Origin of the sequence: Massilia sp. Root351 (genome assembly GCF_001425045.1) — a bacterium.
In the GTDB taxonomy this organism is placed as follows: domain Bacteria; phylum Pseudomonadota; class Gammaproteobacteria; order Burkholderiales; family Burkholderiaceae_D; genus Rugamonas.
Genome location: NZ_LMDJ01000023.1, coordinates 192,505 through 213,865 on the forward strand (window position 1 = coordinate 192,505; position 21,361 = coordinate 213,865).

The window sequence follows — 21,361 nt, forward strand, 5'->3', positions numbered from 1 at the left end:
GCCGTCTTGACAAGTTGCCTTGCAAAGGAATAGACTGAAATGGTTGCGCTATCTTTTTCCTGTTATCCCATTCATTTGGGTGGTCGCGTAACTCATAAGGTCTTTTCGCCGGCGCCATTCGTGGCCCCGGCGTTTTTTTTTAATACGACGACAACGAGACATGAAACCAATTCCTAACTACACGGCGCTTGGCCGCCTGATGCTGTATGCGGGTATGGCGGTCGGATTCGGCAGTGCGGCAGCCGCTGCGGCCGCGACCCCGGCAGCAAGCCCGGCGCAGCGCGAGCGCGTGCTGATCAACGCCGACTGGCGCTTCCAGATGGGCGACCCGGCCGGCACGTCCGATTCGCTGCGCTACGACGTGCGCCCCGAAGTGAAAATCAGCGAAGACGGCAAGGCGGCGGACGCGGTGCCGGATGCCGCCGTCCAGGCCGGCGCGGCGCAGGCCCCGGTGCTCAAAGCGTGGATACTCCCGACCGGCAACGCCTTCATCCGCGACCCGGCGCGCCGCCACCGGCGCCCCGCGCAGGAGCCCAGGCTGGATGTGGCCTACTTGAAGACCGGCTATGACGACAGCGCCTGGAAGCGCGTCAGCCTGCCGCACGACTGGGCCATCGCCGGGCCTTTCCTGGAGCAGGGGCCATACGGCGGCGTGGGCCGCCTGCCCAGCTGGGGCATAGGCTGGTACCGCAAGCAGCTCGCCATCCCCGCGTCCGACAGGGGCCGCTCCATCTTCCTCGACGTGGAAGGCGCCATGTCCTACTCGTCGGTCTGGCTGAACGGCAAACTGGTGGGCGGCTGGCCTTACGGCTACAACTCCTGGCGCGTGGACCTGACGCCCTACGTGGTGCCGGGAGGCGCCAATACGCTGGCGATCCGTCTCGACAACCCGCCGGAATCGTCGCGCTGGTATCCGGGCGGCGGCATCTACCGCAACGTGTGGCTGACCAAGGCCAACCCGGTGCACGTGGGCCAGTGGGGTACACATGTGAAGACCGCCAAGGTCAGCAAGGCATCCGCCGAAGTGTCGCTGGACGTGGCGGTGGATAACGATTCCGGCGCCGCAGCGGAGGTGGAAGTGGCCACCGCCATCTACAACCTGGACGACAAGGGCGCGAAGACGGGCGGCGTGGTCGCCTCCATCGCACCGGCGCGCATCCGGCTGGCGGCCGGCGCCAGCGGCACGGCCAGCGGCTCGGTGGCCATCGCCAATCCGCGCCTGTGGGGGCCGCCGCCGACGCAGCGTCCGAACCGCTATGTGGCCGTGACCACCGTGAAGCGTGACGGCGCCGTGGTGGACAGCTACGAGACCAAGTTCGGCGTGCGCGAGCTGCGCATGGACCCCAACCAAGGCATGTTCGTCAACGGCGAGCACATTCCGTTCAAGGGCGTGAACAACCACCACGACCTGGGCGCGCTGGGCGCCGCCTTCAACGTGCGCGCCGCCGAGCGCCAGCTGGAGATCCTGATCGAGATGGGCACCAATGCGCTGCGCATGAGCCACAATCCGCCCGCGCCCGAGCTGCTGGAACTGACCGACCGCATGGGCATTGTCGTCATCGACGAAGTGTTCGACGTGTGGGAGCGCAAGAAGACTGCGCTGGACACGCACCTGATCTTCCCCGACTGGCACGAGCAGGACCTGCGCTCCATGCTGCGGCGCGACCGCAACCATCCATCCGTGGTGATCTGGAGCATCGGCAACGAGGTGGGCGAGCAGTATTCGGGCGAGGCCGGCGCCGCCATCGGCCGCAAGCTGCACGCCATCGTGCGCGAGGAAGACCCCGGCCGCCCGACCATGACAGCCATGAACTTCGCCCGCGCCGACATGCCGCTGCCCACCACCGTGGACATGATCAGCGTGAACTACCAGGGTGCGGGCATCCGCACCAATCCGGGCCGCTTCCCCGAGTTCCGCGCGCGCTTCCCGGACAAGGTGATCTTCAGCAGCGAAAGCGCGTCCGCGCTGAGCAGCCGCGGCGAGTACCAGTTCCCGGTGACCGGCGCGCTCACCTCGCCGGTGCGTCCGGACGCAGGCGGCGACTGGGCCACGCGCCAGGTCAGCGCCTACGAGCTGTACGCGGCCGATTTCGGCACCTCGGCGGACCGCTCCTGGGCCGCGCAGGACCAGTATCCCTTCGTGGCGGGCGAATTCGTCTGGTCCGGCTGGGACTACCTGGGCGAACCGACGCCGTTCTATTCCTCGCGCAGTTCCTACTCGGGCATGATCGATCTGGCCGGTTTCAAGAAGGACCGCTTCTACCTGTACCAGGCGCGCTGGAGGCCCGAGCTGCCGCTGGCGCACATCTTGCCGCACTGGACCTGGCCGGGCCGCGAAGGCAAGGTCACGCCGGTGCATGTGTTTACCTCCGGCGACGAGGCCGAGCTGTTCGTCAACGGCAAAAGCCAGGGCCGCAAGAAGCGCACCGAGTTCGAATACCGCCTGCGCTGGGACCTGGTGACGTATGAACCGGGCGAGGTGAAAGTGGTGGCCTACAAGCAGGGCAAGGAATGGACCACCTCCACCGTGCGCACCGTGGGCAGCGCCGCGAAGCTGGACCTGGCGCCGGACCGCAAGCAGATCGCCGCCGACGGCCTGGACCTGTCCTTCATCACCTTGCGCGTGGCGGACAAGGATGGCAACACCGCGCCCATGGCGAAGAACCAGGTCAAGTTCAGCATCGAAGGCCCGGGCGAGATCGTCGCCACCGACAACGGCGATCCGACCAGCTTCGTACCGTTCCCGTCGGCCGAGCGGCCAGCCTTCAACGGCCTGGCGCTGGTGATTGTGCGCGGCAAGCCCGGCCAGCGCGGCGCCATCACCGTGCATGCCGAATCCGCAGCGCTGCAAGGCGCGTCGACCACGTTGCAAGCAAATTAATTAAGTCGTTTCGTGTCCATGTAACAACGCATGGACACGATGTTGTTGACGCAGCGTTGCTGAAAAGGTCACAATCAAATGGTAGCGCTATTCATTTGAATATCTCTACCATTGAATTTTAACGAAGGAGGGTATCCGCACCTGATCGTATATGGCGGCGCACAGAGCGTTTGCGCAACCAACAATTTGCTTTTCCTGACATAAGAAGATTGATGCGCCCGCTGGCGCAGACAACCAAGGCACAAGAGGCCACAACAGAGGAGACAAGTATGACCAAGCAACTGGGAGGCGCCGTCCGGCGCTTTGGCTCGGGGGGAGAAGTGTTTGTAATGACCGTCCTCGCGGGGTTGATTTCCACCGCATACGCACAGACCGAACCGGCCGCAGCGCAGGGCACCACGCCTGCGGCCACGCAAACCACCGCCCAATCGAATACCGAAGCGATCGCCAAGTCGCCAGCCGACAAGGCGGTCGTCACGGTGAGCGGCTTCCGCAGCTCGCTGGGCCTGTCCGCGATGGAAAAGCGCGACAACATCGGCCTGAGCGACACCGTGTTCTCCGAGGACATGGGCAAGTTCCCCGACCCTAATATCGCCGACGCGCTGGCCCGCGTGCCGGGCGTGACCGTGCGCCGCGCCGAGATCGACGGCGAAGGCCTGAACATCTCCATCCGGGGCATGGGCCCGGCCTTCACGCGCGTACTGCTGAACAATGCGCCGATGGCGTCGGCCTCGGCCGGCAGCTGGGGCGGCTCCATCAGCGCCAACCGCGAAGTGGACATGGACTTCCTGCCGTCCGAACTGTTCCGCAGTGCCAGCGTCTATAAAAGCCAGCAGGCCAGCCTGATCGAAGGCGGCATCGCCGGCACGGTCAACATGCGCAGCGTGCGCCCGTTCGACAAGTCCGGCTTCCGTTCTGCCTTCACCCTGAGCGGCAACTACCGCGAGCAAAACAGCAAGACCGGCCACACCGGCTCGGCCCTGGTCAGCAATACCTGGAACGACAGCCGCTTCGGCAAATTCGGCGCGCTGGCCGGTATCGCATGGGGCAACACCGAATACAAGACCGACGGCTTCCAGACCGTGGACATGCGCAACCTGCAGCTGAAGAGCTTCCAGAGCAACGCCACCGACAAGCCAAACAGCACCGGCGGCGGCTCGCAATCGACGCCGGACACCGTGCCGTCCGGCCTGGCGCTGGACGCCTTGCCCGCCTATGCGCGCCCCATCCTGGTGCCAGGCAAGCAGATCGACCGCGCCATGCTGCTGGCGTTGAACCCCGGCGCCACCATGGAGCAGATCGACAACGGCCTGATGGGCCGCCTGGGCCGCCACCTGGTGTACGAGGGCGAGCGCAAGCGCGCCGGCGAAGTCATCAGCCTGCAATGGCAGCCGAACGAGAAGTGGGACATCTACCTCGACACGCTGTTCGCCCAGAAGAACAACAAGATGACCTACGAGGCCATGAACGCCGGCACCCGCGCCAACACCGTGATCCCGATCAGCATGGAGTTCGACCGCAGCGACTGCACCATCGGCTGCACCATCACCAAGGCCACCTTCGCCAACACCTTCTGGTCGCTGGAGTACCGGCCGATGGAAGAGAAGACCAAGTTCCGCAGTTTCAACCCGGGCTTTGAATTCCGTCCGGCCGACAAGTGGGTGATCGACGCCCACTTCAACGCCACCAACAGCACCTTCTTCCGCGACATGCCGACCGTGCTGCTGGCCACCAAGTCGCCGAACTCGGTCATCAACTACGACAACACGGTATCGGGCCGGGCGCCCATCTACTCCGGCAACCTGGACGTGAACGACCCGGCCAATTTCGGCTGGTACCAGGCCGGCCAGGGCCTGTCCGGCCTGCGCATGGACCTGTACGAGCGCAACAACAAGACCAAGGGCTCGCGCCTGAACGTCAACTGGGGCGACAACGACTTCAGCATCAAAGTAGGCGGTTCGTGGGACGACATCGAGCGCCGCTACCGCAGCTACTCGGTGGCCGACGCGTGGATGAACGTCGCCTGCGGCAACAACATGAGCTACCGCTTCTTCCAGCCCAACACGCAGATCCGCACCCCGGGCTGCGACGGCCGCAGCACGCCGGGCGCGGTCACCGACGTGGCCACCGCCTATCCGGGCTACGGCACCGGCTCCACCGCCGGCGCCGCGCCGCTGACCTACCTGGGCTCGGTGGTGCCGAACTCCGCCGTGGTGAACTACGCCAAGCCATCGGGCAACGGCTTCATCACGCTGGACTGGCCAAAGTTCGCGCAAGCGACGGACTACCAGTACTTCCGCGACAACATCAAGAAGGGCTTCCAGAACGGCAGCGGCGGCTACATCCGCGAAGTGGTGAGCGCAGCCTATGTGGAAACCACTGGCCGCACCCAGCTGTTCGGCGGCACGCTGCGCTACAACGCCGGCGTGCGCTATGCCGAGACCAAGCAGACCATCGGCGCGCTCAGCGTCGGCGCCGACCCGCGCAACGCCGCCTTGCTGAACGGTGGCCTGTACGACAACGTTGGCGTCTGGGCCTACGAATCGGTCAAGTACGGCAACGCGCTGCCATCGGGCACGCTGGCCTACAACATCACGCCCAAGCTGATCCTGCGCGCCTCCGGCTCCAAGTCCATGACACGCGCCAGCCCGGCCGACCTGCGCCAGACCCAGCTCACGCTGGGCGACCAGGGCGCGCGCCAGGGCAGCGTCACCAATCCCAAGCTCAAGCCGTTCGAAGCGGAGAACCTGGACGTGGGCCTGGAGTACTACATGACGCGCGAATCCTACGTGTCGGCCAGTGGCTTCGCCAAGGACATCATCAGCCGTCCGGGCCAGCGCATCACCACCTACTCGCTGGCGCAGCTGGACCAGATGTTCGGCACCATCGGCCTGACGGACGCGCAGCAGCAGTCGGTGACCGCCAGCGGGGGGCGCGACAAGCACCTGGTGGAAATCACCGAGCCGTTCAACATCGACACCAAGCTCAAAGTGCGTGGCGTCGAGCTGACCTGGCAGCAGCCGCTGGACATGCTGCCGGTGAAAGGCTTCGGCTTGACGGCCAACTTCACCTACGCCAAGCAGACCGACTCGGCCAAGAACGCGCCGCCGGTGGCCGGCGTGCCGCCGCGCACCAACAACCTGACGCTGTACTATGAGCGCAACGGCTTGAACGTGCGTGTGGCCCGCCAGTACACGGCAGCGCACGTGGTCAACACCAGCACCGGCCTGAACGTGCCGGGCGGCGCCTACGCGTACACCACCGAACGCGCGCAAGTGGACGCATCGGTCGGCATGAACCTCAAGCAGATGTTCAACTTCCGCTACAACACCGACGTCACGTTCAGCGTGTGGAACGCCAACAAGGCCATCAGCCAGACCTACACGCAGTTCAGCAACGCCATCTTCGACGAGTACAAGCCAGGCGCCAGCTACACGCTGTCGCTGCGCACCTCGTTCTAAGCCAGCGCCAGCCTCATCCGGCCCGGCAGCTCACCCCTGCCGCGCTTTAACTTTCCAAAAATCAAAATGGGGTCAGGGTTAATTATTTTGTCCAAGACAGAATAATTAACCCTGACCCCATTTTGCTGTAAAAAAACCCAGCGGGCGGGGCCGGCAGGCGGAAGCGACAGTGGGCTCCGGGTCAGGCGGATTTGCCGTAGGGAGGCCAGGCGCCAGCTACTGCTGTCGCCACACACCTCGTTCTAAGCCAGCGCCAGCCTCACCCCTGCCGGGCTTTAACTTTCTAAAAACCAAAATGGGGTCAGGGTTAATTATCTTGTCCAAGACAAAACAATTAACCCTGCCCCCATTTTGCTGTAAAAAAACCCAGCGGGCGGGGCCGGCAGGCGGAAGCGACAGTGGGCTCCGGGTCAGGCGGATTTGCCGTAGGGAGGCCAGGCGCCAGCTACTGCTGTCGCCTCACACCTCGTTCTAAGCCAGCGCCAGCCTCACCCCTGCCGGGCTTTAACTTTCTAAAAACCAAAATGGGGTCAGGGTTAATTATCTTGTCCAAGACAAAACAATTAACCCTGNCACACCTCGTTCTAAGCCAGCGCCAGCCTCACCCCTGCCGGGCTTTAACTTTCTAAAAACCAAAATGGGGTCAGGGTTAATTATCTTGTCCAAGACAAAACAATTAACCCTGACCCCATTTTGCTGTAAAAAAACCCAGCGGGCGGGGCCGGCTGGGCGGAAGCTACGGTGTGGTCCGGGTTAGGCGGATTTGCCGTAGGGAGAGATGGGGATGATCTTGCCGTCAGCGTCGTATTGCAGCTCGGTCATCTTGACCGAGCGCAGGTGGGTGACACCGTCGGACAGGCTGCTGTCGTGGTAGAACAGGTACCAGCGGCCTTCGAATTCGCAGATGGAGTGGTGCGTGGTCCAGCCGATCACCGGGCTCAGGATGCGGCCCTGGTAGGTGAACGGGCCGTATGGGCTGTCGCCGGTGGCGTAGCACAGGAAGTGGGTGTCGCCGGTGGAGTAGGAGAAGTAGTACTTGCCCTTGTACTTGTGCATCCACGGGCCTTCGAAGTAGCGGCGGTCGTGGTCTTCGGCCAGCAGTTCCTTGCCGTTTTGGTCCAGGATGACGACCGCGCGCGGCGCTTCGGCGAACTGCTTCATGTCGCCGCCCAGGCGGGCCACGCGCGCTTGCAGCGCGGGCTGGCCGTCGGCCGGTTCTTGGTGCGCCGCGCTGTAGACGTTGTCGCGGTATTTCTGCAGCTGGCCGCCCCAGATGCCGCCGAAGTACATGTAGTGCTCGCCGCCGTCTTCGAACACCGCCGGGTCGATGGAGTAGCTGCCTTCGATCGGCGCCGCTTCGGGCACGAAGGGGCCGGCCGGGCCGTCGCCGATGGCGACGCCGATCTGGAAGATGCCGTCGGCCTTCTTGGCCGGGAAGTAGAGGTAGTACTTGCCGTCCTTGAAGGCGGCATCGGGCGCCCACATCTGGCGTTCGGCCCAGGGCACGTCATTCACGTGCAACGCCACGCCGTGGTCCACCGTTTCGGCGCCGGGGCGCTCCATCGACAGTACACGGTAGTCTTCCATGGCGAAGTGGTCGCCGTTGTCGTTGAAGGCGATGCCGGCTTCGATGTCGTGCGACGGATAGACGTAGAGGCGGCCGTTGAATACATGGGCCGACGGGTCGGCCGTGTAGATGTGCTCAACCAGGGGCTGCGAGATGGCGCGCGCCTTCAGCTGCTGCAGATCGTCCTGCTTCAATTCCTGTTCTGGCATTTCTGTTACCTAAGTTTGTAGTGGATTGTTGTGCTTAGCGCTGGGCGGCGGCGCGGCGCATGCCCAGTTCTTGTTCGATGGTGCGCTCGGTGGCTTTGCGGATGTCGTAGAACACCAGGCTGGCCACGCCAAGCAGGAAGGGAATCGAGGCGTAGATGCTGACTGACAGCTTGATGCCGACCGCCACGGTTTCCGGCTGCACCGCCAGCAGGGCGTCGTAGCCGATCATGGACAGCAGCGCGGCCACCAGCGCGCCGCCGATGCTGAGGCCCGCTTTCAGGCCGAAGATCATGGCCGAGAACAGCAGCGCGGTGGCGCGGCGGTTGTTTTTCCATTCAGAGTAGTCGGCCACGTCGGCGATCATGGCCCACAGCAGCGGGATGGTGATGCCGTAGAAGAAGCCGTGCAGGGTCTGGGATACGAACACCAGGCCGATCGAGCTGGGCGCATAGAAGTAGAACGCCAGCATGAACAGGGTGGACACCAGCAGCGCGGCGCCGAACACGTCGCGCTTGCCGAAGCGGTCGGCCAGCGGCTTGGAGAAGCCGATACCGATGATCATCATCAGGATGCCGGCGGCGTTGAACAGGCTGAAGCCGGAGGTGGCGGCGTCTTCCGGCCACTGGAACTTGGTCAGGCCGACGCTGGTGAGGACCGAGTTCAGGCCGTTGATGAAGCCGATAAAGCCCACGTCGCGCAGGAAGGCGGCCAGCGACGCTTCGTCCAGATAGGTCTTGAAGTAGAAAATGTACATGCCGCCCTTCAGGGCCAGCGTGATGAACACCAGGATGGTCAGCACCAGCATCACCACCCATGGACGGTTGCCCAGCAGGTCGATGATGTCCTGGCGGATGCTGGAGCGCTGCTCGGCGGTGGGTACGATGCGCTCCTTGGTGGTGAAGAAGGTGACCAGGAAGCACAGCGTACCGGCCACGGCGAAGATGATCATGGTGTTCTGGAAGCCTTGCACCTTGTCGCCGCCGCCCAGGATCAGCACCAGCGGCAGCAGCAGCACCTGAATGATGAACTGCGCCACCATCACGGCCACGAAGCGGTAGGCCGACAGGCTGTTGCGCTGTTCCATGCTGCCGGTAAGCACGCCGCTGAGGGCGGAGTAGGGCAGGTTGTTGGCCGAATAGATCAGCATCAGCAGCACATAGGTCAGTGTGGCGTAGATGACTTTGCCCTGCGCGCCGAGGTCGGGCACGCTGAAGGCGAGGATGGCGACCAGGCCGAAGGGCACCGAGGTCCACAGTATCCAGGGGCGGAACTTGCCCCAGCGCGTGACGGTGCGGTCGGCGATCAGGCCCATGATGGGGTTGAAGCAGGCGCCCACCAGGCCGCCGGCGAAGATGATGCTGGCCGCCGCGTTGGGGGAGATCTTCGCCACGTCCGTGTAGAAGAAGGCGATGAAGGTCAGCAGGGTCTGGAAGATCAGGTTGGCCGCCAGGTCGCCCAGGCTGTAGCCGATTTTCTCCAACGTCCCCAGTTTCGCCGTGGAGCTGTCTGCGATGCTTGTCATGTTGTCTCGTATTTATCGTTATCAGTGCGCGATTCGAAATGAATAGCGCTACCATTTCGTGATGTTGAACCATTTGGCGGTGGTCGTCAACTGTGCCGCGCCGCTCACTGTTCTGTCGATGGGACGCTGAGTTGGGAAACTAGTGGCTAGTGGCGGCATTGTTCCGGGAATAGCATCGGTGCAGTGCGGTTTCGCACGAGCCAACTTTCCAAGGAGACTAGAAATGAGTATGCCGAACAATATCGCCAACTGCGGCGGCACGCGCCCTGTGATTGACCCGGCCGACGCGGCGATGCTGCTGATTGACCATCAGAGCGGCCTGTTCCAGACTGTCAACGACATGCCGATGCCGCGCTTGCGCGCCCACGCCGCGGCGCTGGCGAAGATGGCCGCGCTGGCCAAGCTGCCGGTGATCACCACGGCGTCCGTGCCGCAGGGGCCGAACGGTCCGCTGATCCCGGAGATTCATGCCAACGCGCCGCACGCGCAGTACGTGGCGCGGCGCGGCGAGATCAATGCCTGGGACAACCCGGATTTCGTGGCGGCGGTCAAGGCGACGGGACGCAAGACACTGATCATCGCCGGCACCATTACCAGCGTATGCATGGCGTTTCCGGCGATTAGCGCGGTTTGCGACGGCTACAAGGTGTTCGCCGTGGTCGATGCGTCAGGCACGTATTCCAAGATGGCGCAGGAGATTACGCTGGCCCGCGTGGTGCAGGCCGGTGTGGTGCCGATGGACACGGCGGCGGTGGCGGCGGAACTGCAGAAGACCTGGCACCGCGACGATGCGCAGGAGTGGGCTGCCATTTACTCCCGGATCTTCCCCGAGTACCAATTGCTGAGCGAGAGCTACAGCAAGGCCCAGGAGGTGATCAGCAAGGGCGAGCAGCTGGATTCCGCGCGCCCTTGATGCAAGGATTGCTTACACGGCCGCTCAGGCTGGCGGGTAGCCGTCCATGTATGGCCGGCCCATGTGCTCGATGATCTTGCGCAGCTTGGCACGCAGGAAACGGGTCCAGAGACGCACGTCGGATGGCGATGGGCCGTAGGTGACTTGACTTACGGCGTAGGGTGGGTAGGGTGGGAAATTCATGTTGTTCTCCTGCATGTAGGATTGCGATGAGTTCATATTAGTGCGCTGCAGCATATAAATCCAATTGCAAATACCGATGCCAGACATTCGAATTGTGAATGTTGCTAAAAGATAGATACCCGTATTGATATCGCTTATAAGAAATTATGAATTGGTAAGATATGCGCCGGCCTCCTAAGATGAAATCCGCAATGTGAGCGGTTTGTTTGGATCAGGAGACAAAGATGGGACAGCAGCAACAGCCGAGCAAAGAGCAGATTCGGCAATACATGGAAACGCGGCAGGCACAGCAGTGTCCGCCGCCGTCGATGCCCGAGATCCGGCGCCAGCTGGGCTGGGGCCTGGTTGCGGCGAACCAGGGGGAGGACGTTGCCTATTGCGAGCTGGTGCTGCGCGGCACGGAGTGACTTCCGTGCTTGTATTGGGTGGATGGCCGTTACAGTTAAGTCGACTTTGCGATAAAGTGTATCGGTACTGTATTGGAGGGGTGCGCTAGCATGGGGGCCTTGATAAGGAGAATCCCATGGACTTGCTGCTGCCGCTGGCCCCGCTGATGACGTTTGCCTTCGTTTCGTCCATCACGCCCGGTCCCAACAACATCATGCTGGCCTCGTCCGGCATCTGGTTCGGCTTCCGCCGTTCCATTCCGCATATGCTGGGCATCACCATCGGCTTCGGGGTGCTGCTGGCGATTTGCGCGGTGGGCATCGGCACGCTGGTGATGGCGGTGCCGGCCATGCAGACCCTGCTGAAGGTGGCCGGCTCGGCCTATCTGCTGTATCTGGCCTGGCAGATGCGCGCCATGAGTTTCGACCGGGAGGCCGAGAAAACGCACCGGCCCATGAGTTTCCTGGGCGCGGCCATCTTCCAGTTCGCCAATCCGAAGGCGTGGATCATGGCCATCACCGGCGGCTCGGCCTTCCTGCCGCAGATGGCGCCGGTGTCGCTGGCGATCGCCGTGTACTGCCTGGTGTTTTGCGCGGTGAACCTGCCCTGCATTTCGCTGTGGGCCGGCGCGGGGGCGCTGTTGCGCCGTTACCTGGCCGATCCGTTCTGGCAAAAGGCGTTTTGCTTCACCATGATTGCGCTGACGGCGTATTCCGCGCTGGCGGTGTGGCTGTAAGGCGGACCGCGCGCCTCTGAGGGCTAGCGTACAGAATGGCTGCGGCCTCGGCGCTACCCTGAGCCATTACTTTGGCAAGGAGGACGCGATGAATTCCTGCACGAATCGCTATATCAGCAAGCCCGCGCGCACCATGCAGGCGGCCGCGCTGACGGTAGCATTGACACTGAGCAGCGCTTTGGCCAGCGCCCAGGAGGCCGAATACATTACCGGCGGCGTGGGCGCGGAACAGCGCGAGGAAATGAAGGCGCAGCGGGATCAGTACAACCTGCTGCTGACCTTTGCCGACCGCAACGGCGAAATGCAGGCCGGCGTGGCCGTCACCGTGCGCGACCGGCGCGGGCGCACGGTGCTTGAACTGCCCGATGCCGGTCCCATGGTGTATGCCAAGCTACCCCCGGGCAGCTACCGCATCATCGCCAACGTCGACGGCCGGCAGCAAGTACGGTCGGCCAACGTCGGCCATGGGCCGCGCGAGGTGTCGTTCCACTGGGCGGCGGAGATGGCCAGCGCGCGCTGAGCGGGAGCGGCCGTGCCACGCTTGCGCACAGTTTGCCTGCACGGCCGCTTAGTATTACTCTTAACAGTATGAAAAAATCGATGCCTGCAGTCTCTTCGCCGCCCGTGCCGCCGTCCGCCGCCGAGCCTTCTCAAGCCGAACTGGATGCCGCATGCAAGCGGGTAGCCCGCCAATTGGCGGCGCGCCAGCACGTTTCGCGCAACCTGGCGCAGGAGGGCGACCAGCAAGCCACGCGCGGCCAGAAGGCGGCCGACGCGGTGGCCGCCTTTGGCGGTTCGTGGACCTTCATCGGCTTGTTCATGGCTACACTGCTGGCCTGGGTGGTGCTGAACTCGGTCATCCTGGTGCGGCATGGCAAGCCCTTCGACCCTTACCCCTACATCCTGCTGAACCTGTTCCTGTCCATGCTGGCCTCGGTGCAGGCGCCCATTATCCTGATGTCACAAAACCGCCAGGCGCAGAAAGACAGGATGACCGTGGAGCACGACTACGAAGTGAACCTGAAGGCAGAAGTGGAGATCCTGCTGCTGCATGAAAAGCTGGACCATCTGCGCGAGGAGCAGTGGCGCGAACTGGTGGCCATGCAGCAAAAGCAGATCGACATGCTGACCAGGATATGCGAGCAGCGCGCCGCCGAGGAATAGCACGCGGCGGTAGAGCCGCAGCTCAGCCAGAAGGAAGAGGTAGCGCATCATTGCTTTAGTTCGGCCCGGAATAGTCCAATAATGTTGTTTGCAGGCGAACAACAACCCGGGGGGGTGATGATGAGCTATGTAATCAACGTGAACGGCAAGAGCCGGACCGCCGACGTGGAGGGGGACACGCCGCTGCTGTGGGTGCTGCGCGACGTGTGGCAGATGACCGGCACCAAGTTCGGCTGCGGCATGGCGCTGTGCGGCGCCTGCACGGTGCACCTGAACGGGCAGGCGGTACGCTCCTGCGTCACCCCCGTCGGCAGCGTTGGCAAGGGCAAGGTGGTGACGATAGAAGCGGCCGGCGCCACCCCGGCCGGCAAGCGTATCCAGCAAGCCTGGGTGGCGCACGAGGTGCCGCAATGCGGCTACTGCCAATCCGGCCAGATCATGTCGGCCACGGCGCTGCTGGCGGCCAATCCCAGGCCCAGCGACAGCGACATTGAACAGGCCATGTCCGGCAATGTGTGCCGCTGCGGCACTTACGGCCGCATCCGCGCCGCCATCAAGACCGCCGCGCAGAAAGGATGACCGCCATGGACGCATCCGACCTGCGTAACGATAAGCATGCGACGCCACGCACTGCGGCGCGGCGCGCCTTCCTGAAGACCGGTCTTGGCGCTGCCGGCGGCCTGCTGCTGTCGTTCTGCCTGCCGTCCGCCGGTGCTGCGGCAAAGATGGCGCCCGGCCCCGCATTCGCGCCCAACGCCTATTTGCGCATCGGCGCCGACAACAGCGTGACGGTGGTCTGCCCATTCGTGGAAATGGGGCAGGGCGCTTACACGTCTATTCCCATGCTGCTGGCCGAGGAACTGGAAGTGGACCTGGCCAACGTGCGCGTGGAGCACGCCCCGGCCGACGAAAAACTGTACGGCCACCCGCTGTTCGGCGCGCAATTGACGGGCGCTTCGGCCAGCGTGCGCGGCGCGTGGGAGCCGATGCGCAAGGCCGGCGCGTCGGCGCGCCTCATGCTGGTGTCGGCCGCAGCGTCCACCTGGGGCGTGGAGCCGGGCAGCTGCACGGTAGCGCAAGGCGTGGTGACGCACCAGGCCAGCGGCCGCAAGCTGACATACGGCGAACTGGCGGCCAAGGCGGCAACCATGCCGCCGCCCACGGAGGTGCCGCTCAAGCCCGCGTCGGCCTTCCGCCTGGTGGGCACGCCGGCCAAGCGGCTGGACATTGCCGCCAAGGTGAACGGCACGGCCAAATTCGGCATCGACGCGCAGGCGCCGGGCATGAAGGTGGCGGCGGTGGCGGCCTGCCCGGTCTTCGGCGGCAAGCTGGCGTCGGTGGACGACAGCAAGGCGCGCGCGGTCAAGGGCGTGCGCAAGGTGGTCAAGCTGGACGATGCGGTGGCGGTCATCGCCGACCACACCGGCGCCGCCCGCAAGGGCCTGGCCGCGCTGGCCATCACCTGGGACGAGGGACCGAACGCCAGGTTCTCGGGAGCCGAATGGGAGCGCCAGCTGGAAGCGGCCATGAACGGCAAGGGCCTGCTGGCGGTGAACGAAGGCGGCTACGCCAAGCTGGTCGAGGGCGGCGCGCGCCAGGTGGAGGCGGTTTATATGATGCCTTTCCTGGCCCACGCCACCATGGAGCCGATGAACTGCACCGCGCACGTGCGCAAGGACGGCGTGGACATCTGGACCGGCACCCAGGCGGCGGGCCGGGCGCAGGACTTCGTGGCCAAGGCGCTGAACGTGGACCCGGGCACGGTGCGCATCAATAACTTCCTGCTGGGCGGCGGTTTCGGGCGCAGGCTGGAGGTGGACTACATCGTGCAGGCGGCGCTGATCGCGCGCCAGGTGAGTTACCCGGTGAAGGTGGTGTGGAGCCGGGAAGAGGACATGCAGCACGATTATTTCCGTCCGCTATACCGCGACGAGCTGGCCATGGCGCTGGACGCAAAGGGCAAGCCGGTGGGCTTCCGCCACCGCTTCGCCGGCTCGGCCGTCGAGGCGCGCTACGCGCCGGCATGGATGAAGGACGGCATCGACACGGATGCCATCGACGCCGCCGCCAGCCCCTACGACTTTGCCCACAAGGTGGTGGAATTCCACCCGGTGGAGACGGCGGTGCCGACCGGCTTCTGGCGCGGTGTCGGGCCTACCCACAACACCTTCGTCATCGAGGGCTTCATGGATGAACTGGCGGCCGGCGCCAAGGCCGACCCGCTGGCCTATCGGCGCGCCGTGCTGAGCAAGGAGCCGCGCGCGCTGGCGGTGCTGGAGCTGGCGGCGCAAAAGGCTGGCTGGGGCAAGACCATGGCGCCGGGGACCGGCATGGGGCTGGCGCTGGCAGTGGCCTGGGGCAGCTATGCCGCCTGCGTGGTGGAAGCGGCGGTGGACGCGGCGGGCCAGGTCAATCTGAAACGGGTGGTGTCGGCCATCGATTGCGGCCAGGCTGTAAATACCGACGGGGTGATCGCGCAGATCGAGAGCGGCAGCGTGTACGGGCTGACGGCCGCCTTGTACGGCAAGCTGACGCTGGAGAACGGGCGCGTCATGCAGGGTAACTTCCACGACTATCCGGTGCTGCGCATGAACGAAGTGCCGCCCATCGAGGTGCACCTGGTGCAGAATGGCCTGGCGCCGGGGGGCGTGGGCGAGATCGGCTGCGCCATGGTGGCGCCAGCGCTGGTGAACGCGGTGTTCGCGGCTACCGGAAAACGGCTGCGCCGCCTGCCGGTGGAGGCGGAGCAGCTGAAACAGGCTTAGCGGGCTGAGGGGCAGGCGCGGCGCTTGTGCGGGATGGTGCTTAGTCCGCCGGGGCGGCCGGCAGTTGCGCCAGTACCTTGCGCAGCGCGCCATGCGCCATGGCGACCTCGGGCGAATCGTGCAGCATGGCGCTGTAGCGCAGGCGGAAATCCTCGTCCGTGGCCGGCAGGGGGCCGACCAGGCCTTCGACCTCGGCGCGGAAGCGGCGTTCCAGGTCGACCACCAGGGCTTCCTCGTCGTCCAGGCATTCGTCCAGCGTGCTGATGATGCCGGACAGCTTTTGCAGCCAGGCGAAATGCGGGTGGCTGGTGACCAGTTGCAGGTGTTCGAGAGCGCTGCCGACGTTGCCGAAATACTGGGTTTCGACGTCCAGCAGCGCTTTGTGCAGCGTCCTGAGCGCGCGCGACAGGTGTTGCAGGTCGCTGCGCAGGGTTTTTCCTTCTATCATTTCCGGCTCCGGCTGATGTGATTGTCAAATACGTAAACCGTCATCATAAGCCATTGCCGGAAATCCGGCGCTCTGCTATTTGGCAGGGAGGCCGGCGGGCGCCGTTTGGTTCAGCAGCGAGTGGTGGCGGGCATAGCCGAAGTACACCACCAGGCCGATGGCCAGCCAGATGCCGAAGGCGACCCAGGTGAACCAGGCCAGGAAGCTCATCAGCGCCAGGCACAGCACCACCGCCAGCGCCGGCACCACCGGCACGCCGGGGCAGCGGAAGGCGCGGTGCAGGTCGGGGCGCTTCTTGCGCAGCACGATCACGGCGACCGACACCAGGCAGAAGGCGGCCAGCGTGCCGATGTTGATCAGCTCGGTCAGCACGTTTAGCGGCACCAGGGCGGCGATACCGCCGAAGATCAGGCCCACCATCCACGTGGCGAAGAACGGCGTGTGGTGCTTGGGGTGCACTTCCGACAGTTTTTTCGGCAGCAGGCCGTCGCGCGACATGGCGAAGATGATGCGGGTCTGGCCGTAGGCCATCACCAGGATCACCGTCGTCATGCCGAGGATGGCGCCCAGGTTGACGAAGCGCGCCACCCAGTTTTCGCCCGCATATTCCAGCGCCAGGGTGACCGGATGGTCCACGCCCAGGAATTTCTGGTAAGGCACGATGCCGGTCATGATGGCCGAGACGATCACGTACAGCACGGCGCAGGCGGCCAGCGAGCCGATAATGCCGATCGGCAAGTCGCGCTCGGGGCGCTTGACTTCCTCGGCGGCCGAGGTCACCGCGTCGAAGCCAATGAAGGCGAAAAACACCAGCGCGGCGGCGCTCATGATGCCGGTGGCGCCGAACGGCGCGTACGGCTGCCAGTTGCTCGGCTCCACGTGGCCGATGCCGACCGCGATGAACAGCAGCACCACGCCGATCTTGATGGCGACCATGATGTTGTTGACGCGGGCCGATTCGCGCACGCCCAGCGACAGCATGGCCGTCAGCACCAGCATGATGAGCAGCGCGGGCAGGTTGAACCAGGTGCTCACGCCGGGCACGGCGCCGGGCGCGGCGGTCAGCTCCACCGGCAGGCGGAAACCGACGCTGGCCAGCAGCGACTGCAGGTAGCCGGACCAGCCGACCGACACGGCGGAAGTGGCCAGGCCGTATTCCAGCAGCAAGTCCCAGCCTATCATCCAGGCCACCACTTCGCCCAGGGTGGCGTAGCTGTAGGTGTAGATGGAGCCGGCAACCGGCACCGAGGAGGCAAATTCAGCGTAACAGAGGGCGGCGAAGCCGCAGGCGATGGCGGCGATCACGAAGGAGATGGTCAGGGCCGGACCGGCGGTCAGCGCCCCGGTACCGGTCAGCACGAAGATGCCGGTGCCGACAATGGCGCCTATGCCCATCAGGATGAGGTCGAAGGGGCCGAGTACTTTGGCCAGGCCGCCCGGTTTGCGGCTGGCGGCGACCATGTCGTCTAGATTCTTGGTTCTAAAGATGCTCACTATCGTGTTTCTCCAATGTGTCTCTGTCTTGAGATTTTTTAAGTATGGGCGCCTGGCCAGATCATGGCTGGACGCTGCCGCATACTAGCACAAGGCGCCTTGTTGGCACCATGGCAAGGACGGAGACGTGGAGAGGGGTTGCGGCGATTAGTGCAGCAGGCGGCCGGCGCGGTCGACGTAGCGGCTGGCGGCCGGCATCGGGGCAGCCGAGGCGGCGGCGGTGCGGTCCAACCGGGCCTGCACCAGCTTCTGCCAGGCACTCACCCAGCGCGACGCAACCACGCATTCTTCAGTAGACCTGGCGCCGAGCGTGCGCTCGACAGCGAGTTTCTGGCGTTTCAGGGCGTACAGGGCTTGGGAGTAGTTGTCCATCTGGTGTCGTCGAACAGTAGTGGGGCGGTGCGCTGCCATGGGTCTATTATCGGCGAGCCGGGAATGGCTGAATGTGCGTTACCTCTCACTACGTAGGAATAAGATGACATTTTCGCCTGCTGATGTACTACACGCGGCGATCTTCTGGTCCGATACTGCTGAGCTGCCGGCGCTATTAAAGTAGAGCCTGAAGAAAACAACAACAGATCAGGTGTCCCATGTTCCCAGCCGCTCACAATAGTGTCATCGCCCCTCCCCCAGCCGTGCGCCGTCCGGCCGCCGCGCCTGCCATGTCGCTGGCCGGCGCCCGCCAGAACGAGCTGCTGCGGGCCCTGCCCGAGGCCGACCTGGAGCGCCTGTTCGGGCACATGGAGCTGGTGCCGCTGAAGCCCGGCCAATGCCTGTACGACTTCGGCGACGAACTCGAATACTGCTACTTCCCCACCAACGCCATCGTCTCGCTGCAATATATTAACGAGGAGGGCGCCACCACCGAGATCGCCGTGGTCGGCCGCGAAGGCGTGGCCGGCGTGGCCGTCTACCGTGGCGAGCGCGCCAGCAACACCGCCGTGGTCACCGGCGCCGGCTACGGCTACCGCCTGCATGCCGAGGCGCTGCGCGGCATGTTCGCCGAGGGTGGCATGCTGGCCCAGCAGCTGATGCGCTACACCAGCAGCATGTTTACCCAGCTGGCCCAGAACGTGGTGAGCAGCCGCCACAGCAGCATCGACCAGAAACTGTGCCGCTGGCTGCTGGAGCGCCTGGACCGCTCCATCGGTACTGAATTGAAAGCCACGCAGGAGAACATCGCCAACCTGCTGGGCGTGCGCCGCGAAAGCATTACCGCCAGCGCCGCCAAGCTGCAGGCCGAAGGGGCGATCCAGTGCCGCCGCGGCGTGATCGACGTGCTGGACCGCACCATCCTGGAAAACAATGCGGGCGCATGCTACTTCGCGCCGCGCCTGGCCTTGCCGGAGTAGCCTCCCAACCGTGAAATGTTAGTCCCATCCCGTGTCCCGGTACGGCTGCGCCATTTGCTGGTGCTGCTGACCGCGATCGGCTTTATTCCGCTGATCCTGATTGGCGCCTGGGGCGTCAAGATGACGGCCGACCATCAGCGGCGCGAACTGGAGCGCTCGATGCTGGATTTGTCGCGCGCGCTCTCCAGCGCCGTCGATGCGGAACTGGACGGCTGGGTCGGCACGCTGCGCACCATGGCGCGCACTCCCGCGCTGGGCAGCGGCGACATGCGCGCCTTCTACGACTTCGCCAAGGAACAGGTGCACATGCAATCCGACTGGTCCAGCGTGGTGCTGACCGACGCCAACGGCGCAGTCGTGTTCAAGACCGTGCTGCCCTACGGCTCCCAGGACGGGTGGGTGATCGATCCGGACAGCCTGCAGCGCGCCATGTCCTTGCGCCAGCCTGTGATCGGCCGCATCGCGCACGGCCAGGCGGCGCAGCCGGCCTTCCCGGTGCGGGTGCCGGTGACCGACAACCAGAACAATCTCTATGTGCTGACGGCGGCGATCCAGCCCAGCCGCATTCTCAAGCTGGTGCAGCGCCAGCGCAATCCGGACGGCTGGGTGATCTCGGTGCATGACAGCAGCGGCCTGCGGGTGGCGCGTTCGCTGGACCACGAGCGCACCATCGGCACCGGACCCAGCGCCAGCCTGGCGCAGCTGATGCAGAACGGGCCGATGGAAGGCGTGGGCGTGACGCGCACGCTGGAAAACGTGGAAGTGGTGTCGGCCTACACGCGCCTGTCGCGCTACGGCTGGACCGTGGCGGTCGGCGCGCCGACCGCCGCGCTAACCGGCATCCTGGCCCAAAGCGCGGCGGTGTACGCGGGCGCCATCATCGCTTCGCTGCTGCTGTGCACCGGGCTGGCGGTGCTGATCGCGCGCCGCATGGTGGCGGCGATCGGTGCGCTGCAGGAGCAGGCGGTGCGGCTGGGGCGCGGCGAGCCGGTGCAGATTGCGCCGTCCGGCATCTATGAAGTGAACATGATGGGGTTGGCGCTGGAGGCGGCGGCGCACCAGCGCACCGGCCATGAACGCGAGCGCGGACACTTGCTGGCGTCGCTGGAACAGGCGCTGAAGGCGCAGGAGGAGGCGCTGGCGCGCGCCGAGAGCGCCAGCCGCGCCAAGGACGACTTTCTGGCCGTGCTGGGACATGAGCTGCGCAATCCTTTAAGTCCGATCGTCAGCGCGCTGGACCTGATGTCGGCGCGCGAGCAGGGCGTGTACCAGCGCGAGCGCGACGTGATGCGGCGCCAGGTGGTGCACCTGAAGCGGCTGGTGGACGATTTGCTGGACGTGTCGCGCATCACGCGCGGCAAGCTGGAACTGGTCATGGCGCCGGTGAACCTGTGCCAGGTGGTGGCCCAGGCGGTGGACGCGGCCAACGGCGCCAAGCTGCGCGGGCCCGCCATCGGCGTGCGCATGCCGGAGAGCGCCTGGGTCATGGGCGATGAAAGCCGGCTGGTGCAGGTGCTGACCAATTTGCTGTCGAACGCGGTGCGTTTCGGCGGCGATGGCGCCATTGCGGTAACGCTGGAAGTGGTGTCCGGGCAGGCCCGCCTGCAGGTGCGCGACCACGGCGTCGGCATGCATCCGGGCATGCTGGAGCATATTTTCGAGCCATTCTACCAGGCCCCTCAGCCGCTGGCGCGGGCGGCCGGCGGCTTGGGGCTGGGCCTGGCCATTGCCCGCAATATCGTGGAACGGCACGGCGGGCGCATCGGCGCCATCAGCCCTGGGCAGGCGCAGGGCAGCACTTTCGAAGTGCTGTTGCCTGCCATCGCCGCGCCCAGGCTGGGACTGCCTGCCGACGGCGCGCCGGAACATGAGCCGGATGCCGGCGCCGCGCATGCCGATGCGACATCGTCAGAGCCGGCGCGCCGCCGCATCCTGGTGGTGGACGACAACCAGGACGCCGCGAAGGGCTTGCAGGCCCTGCTGGAATTGAGCGGCCACGAGGTGGTGGCAGTCCATAGCGCCTGCGCCGCGCTCGACAGTTTCGCTGCGGAGCAGCCCGAGGTGGCCATTGTCGATATCGGCCTGCCGGACATGAACGGCTACCAGCTGGCCGGCGCGCTGCGCGCCCGCAGCCGCGGCGCCTTGCGCCTGATCGCGCTGACCGGCTACGGCCAGGCCGCCGACAAGCAGCGCGCCGAAGCGGCGGGATTCGACCTGCACCTGACCAAGCCGGCCGGCATCACCGAGCTGCAGCGCGCGATCGCCGACGTGGAATGAGT

17 protein-coding genes are annotated in these 21,361 nt (G+C 64.9%); 11 read left to right on the forward strand and 6 right to left on the reverse strand.

Annotation, left to right across the window (positions count from 1 at the left end; all coding sequences use genetic code 11):
* Positions 1 to 160 precede the first annotated feature (160 nt).
* Positions 161 to 2,881, forward strand: coding sequence for a beta-galactosidase GalB (gene galB, locus ASD15_RS18025; protein ID WP_200953993.1), 2,721 nt, complete (start codon positions 161 to 163; stop codon positions 2,879 to 2,881).
* 269 nt (positions 2,882 to 3,150) lie between these two features.
* Positions 3,151 to 6,342: a TonB-dependent receptor gene (locus tag ASD15_RS18030; RefSeq protein WP_162249917.1), complete on the forward strand. Its 3,192-nt coding sequence runs from the start codon at positions 3,151 to 3,153 to the stop codon at positions 6,340 to 6,342.
* 753 nt (positions 6,343 to 7,095) lie between these two features.
* Here ASD15_RS18030 and ASD15_RS18035 read toward each other — a convergent pair.
* Positions 7,096 to 8,118: a glycoside hydrolase family 43 protein gene (locus tag ASD15_RS18035; protein WP_057156389.1), complete on the reverse strand. Its 1,023-nt coding sequence runs from the start codon at positions 8,116 to 8,118 to the stop codon at positions 7,096 to 7,098.
* Positions 8,119 to 8,152: 34 nt separating this feature from the next.
* Positions 8,153 to 9,640 carry an MFS transporter gene (locus tag ASD15_RS18040; protein WP_057156391.1) on the reverse strand — a complete coding sequence of 496 codons (1,488 nt, stop codon included), beginning with the start codon at positions 9,638 to 9,640 and terminating at the stop codon, positions 8,153 to 8,155.
* 223 nt (positions 9,641 to 9,863) lie between these two features.
* Between ASD15_RS18040 and ASD15_RS18045 the strand changes: the two genes are divergently transcribed.
* Positions 9,864 to 10,553 (forward strand): isochorismatase family protein, encoded by a 690-nt coding sequence (locus tag ASD15_RS18045; protein ID WP_057156392.1) that lies wholly within the window; start codon positions 9,864 to 9,866, stop codon positions 10,551 to 10,553.
* A 24-nt stretch (positions 10,554 to 10,577) separates the two neighbouring features.
* Here ASD15_RS18045 and ASD15_RS18050 read toward each other — a convergent pair whose 3' ends face one another.
* Positions 10,578 to 10,736, reverse strand: a complete 159-nt coding sequence (locus tag ASD15_RS18050) for a hypothetical protein (RefSeq protein WP_157201004.1) — start codon at positions 10,734 to 10,736, stop codon at positions 10,578 to 10,580.
* Positions 10,737 to 10,960: 224 nt separating this feature from the next.
* Here ASD15_RS18050 and ASD15_RS18055 point away from each other — a divergent pair, with 224 nt between their 5' ends.
* The 6 genes from ASD15_RS18055 (at position 10,961) to ASD15_RS18080 (ending at position 15,788) form a co-directional block, all read left to right on the forward strand.
* Complete coding sequence (locus ASD15_RS18055) at positions 10,961 to 11,143, forward strand: hypothetical protein (protein WP_082551977.1); 183 nt, start codon at positions 10,961 to 10,963, stop codon at positions 11,141 to 11,143.
* Positions 11,144 to 11,259: 116 nt separating this feature from the next.
* Positions 11,260 to 11,859 carry a LysE family translocator gene (locus tag ASD15_RS18060; protein WP_200953995.1) on the forward strand — a complete coding sequence of 200 codons (600 nt, stop codon included), beginning with the start codon at positions 11,260 to 11,262 and terminating at the stop codon, positions 11,857 to 11,859.
* A gap of 88 nt (positions 11,860 to 11,947) precedes the next feature.
* The gene (locus ASD15_RS18065) at positions 11,948 to 12,379 is read left to right on the forward strand and encodes a hypothetical protein (RefSeq protein WP_057156398.1); all 432 of its coding nucleotides are present in this window, start codon (positions 11,948 to 11,950) and stop codon (positions 12,377 to 12,379) included.
* 80 nt (positions 12,380 to 12,459) lie between these two features.
* On the forward strand, positions 12,460 to 13,023 hold the full coding sequence (locus ASD15_RS18070; protein ID WP_057156400.1) for a DUF1003 domain-containing protein: 564 nt from the start codon (positions 12,460 to 12,462) through the stop codon (positions 13,021 to 13,023).
* 120 nt (positions 13,024 to 13,143) lie between these two features.
* Complete coding sequence (locus ASD15_RS18075; protein ID WP_057156750.1) at positions 13,144 to 13,602, forward strand: (2Fe-2S)-binding protein; 459 nt, start codon at positions 13,144 to 13,146, stop codon at positions 13,600 to 13,602.
* 5 nt (positions 13,603 to 13,607) lie between these two features.
* Positions 13,608 to 15,788, forward strand: coding sequence for a xanthine dehydrogenase family protein molybdopterin-binding subunit (locus ASD15_RS18080; protein ID WP_157201005.1), 2,181 nt, complete (start codon positions 13,608 to 13,610; stop codon positions 15,786 to 15,788).
* A gap of 40 nt (positions 15,789 to 15,828) precedes the next feature.
* Here ASD15_RS18080 and ASD15_RS18085 read toward each other — a convergent pair whose 3' ends face one another.
* From ASD15_RS18085 to ASD15_RS18095, 3 genes are all read right to left on the reverse strand, one after another.
* Positions 15,829 to 16,236, reverse strand: a complete 408-nt coding sequence (locus ASD15_RS18085) for a hypothetical protein (protein ID WP_057156404.1) — start codon at positions 16,234 to 16,236, stop codon at positions 15,829 to 15,831.
* A gap of 75 nt (positions 16,237 to 16,311) precedes the next feature.
* Positions 16,312 to 17,730, reverse strand: a complete 1,419-nt coding sequence (locus ASD15_RS18090; protein WP_057156405.1) for an amino acid permease — start codon at positions 17,728 to 17,730, stop codon at positions 16,312 to 16,314.
* Between the two features lie 147 nt (positions 17,731 to 17,877).
* Entirely contained in the window at positions 17,878 to 18,102 is a 225-nt protein-coding gene (locus ASD15_RS18095; protein WP_157201006.1) for a hypothetical protein, read from the reverse strand.
* A gap of 218 nt (positions 18,103 to 18,320) precedes the next feature.
* Here ASD15_RS18095 and ASD15_RS18100 point away from each other — a divergent pair, with 218 nt between their 5' ends.
* Both ASD15_RS18100 and ASD15_RS18105 read left to right on the forward strand, forming a co-directional pair.
* On the forward strand, positions 18,321 to 19,082 hold the full coding sequence (locus tag ASD15_RS18100) for a Crp/Fnr family transcriptional regulator (protein ID WP_057156408.1): 762 nt from the start codon (positions 18,321 to 18,323) through the stop codon (positions 19,080 to 19,082).
* A gap of 15 nt (positions 19,083 to 19,097) precedes the next feature.
* Positions 19,098 to 21,359, forward strand: coding sequence for an ATP-binding protein (locus ASD15_RS18105; protein ID WP_057156410.1), 2,262 nt, complete (start codon positions 19,098 to 19,100; stop codon positions 21,357 to 21,359).
* The last annotated feature ends 2 nt before the right edge of the window (positions 21,360 to 21,361 follow it).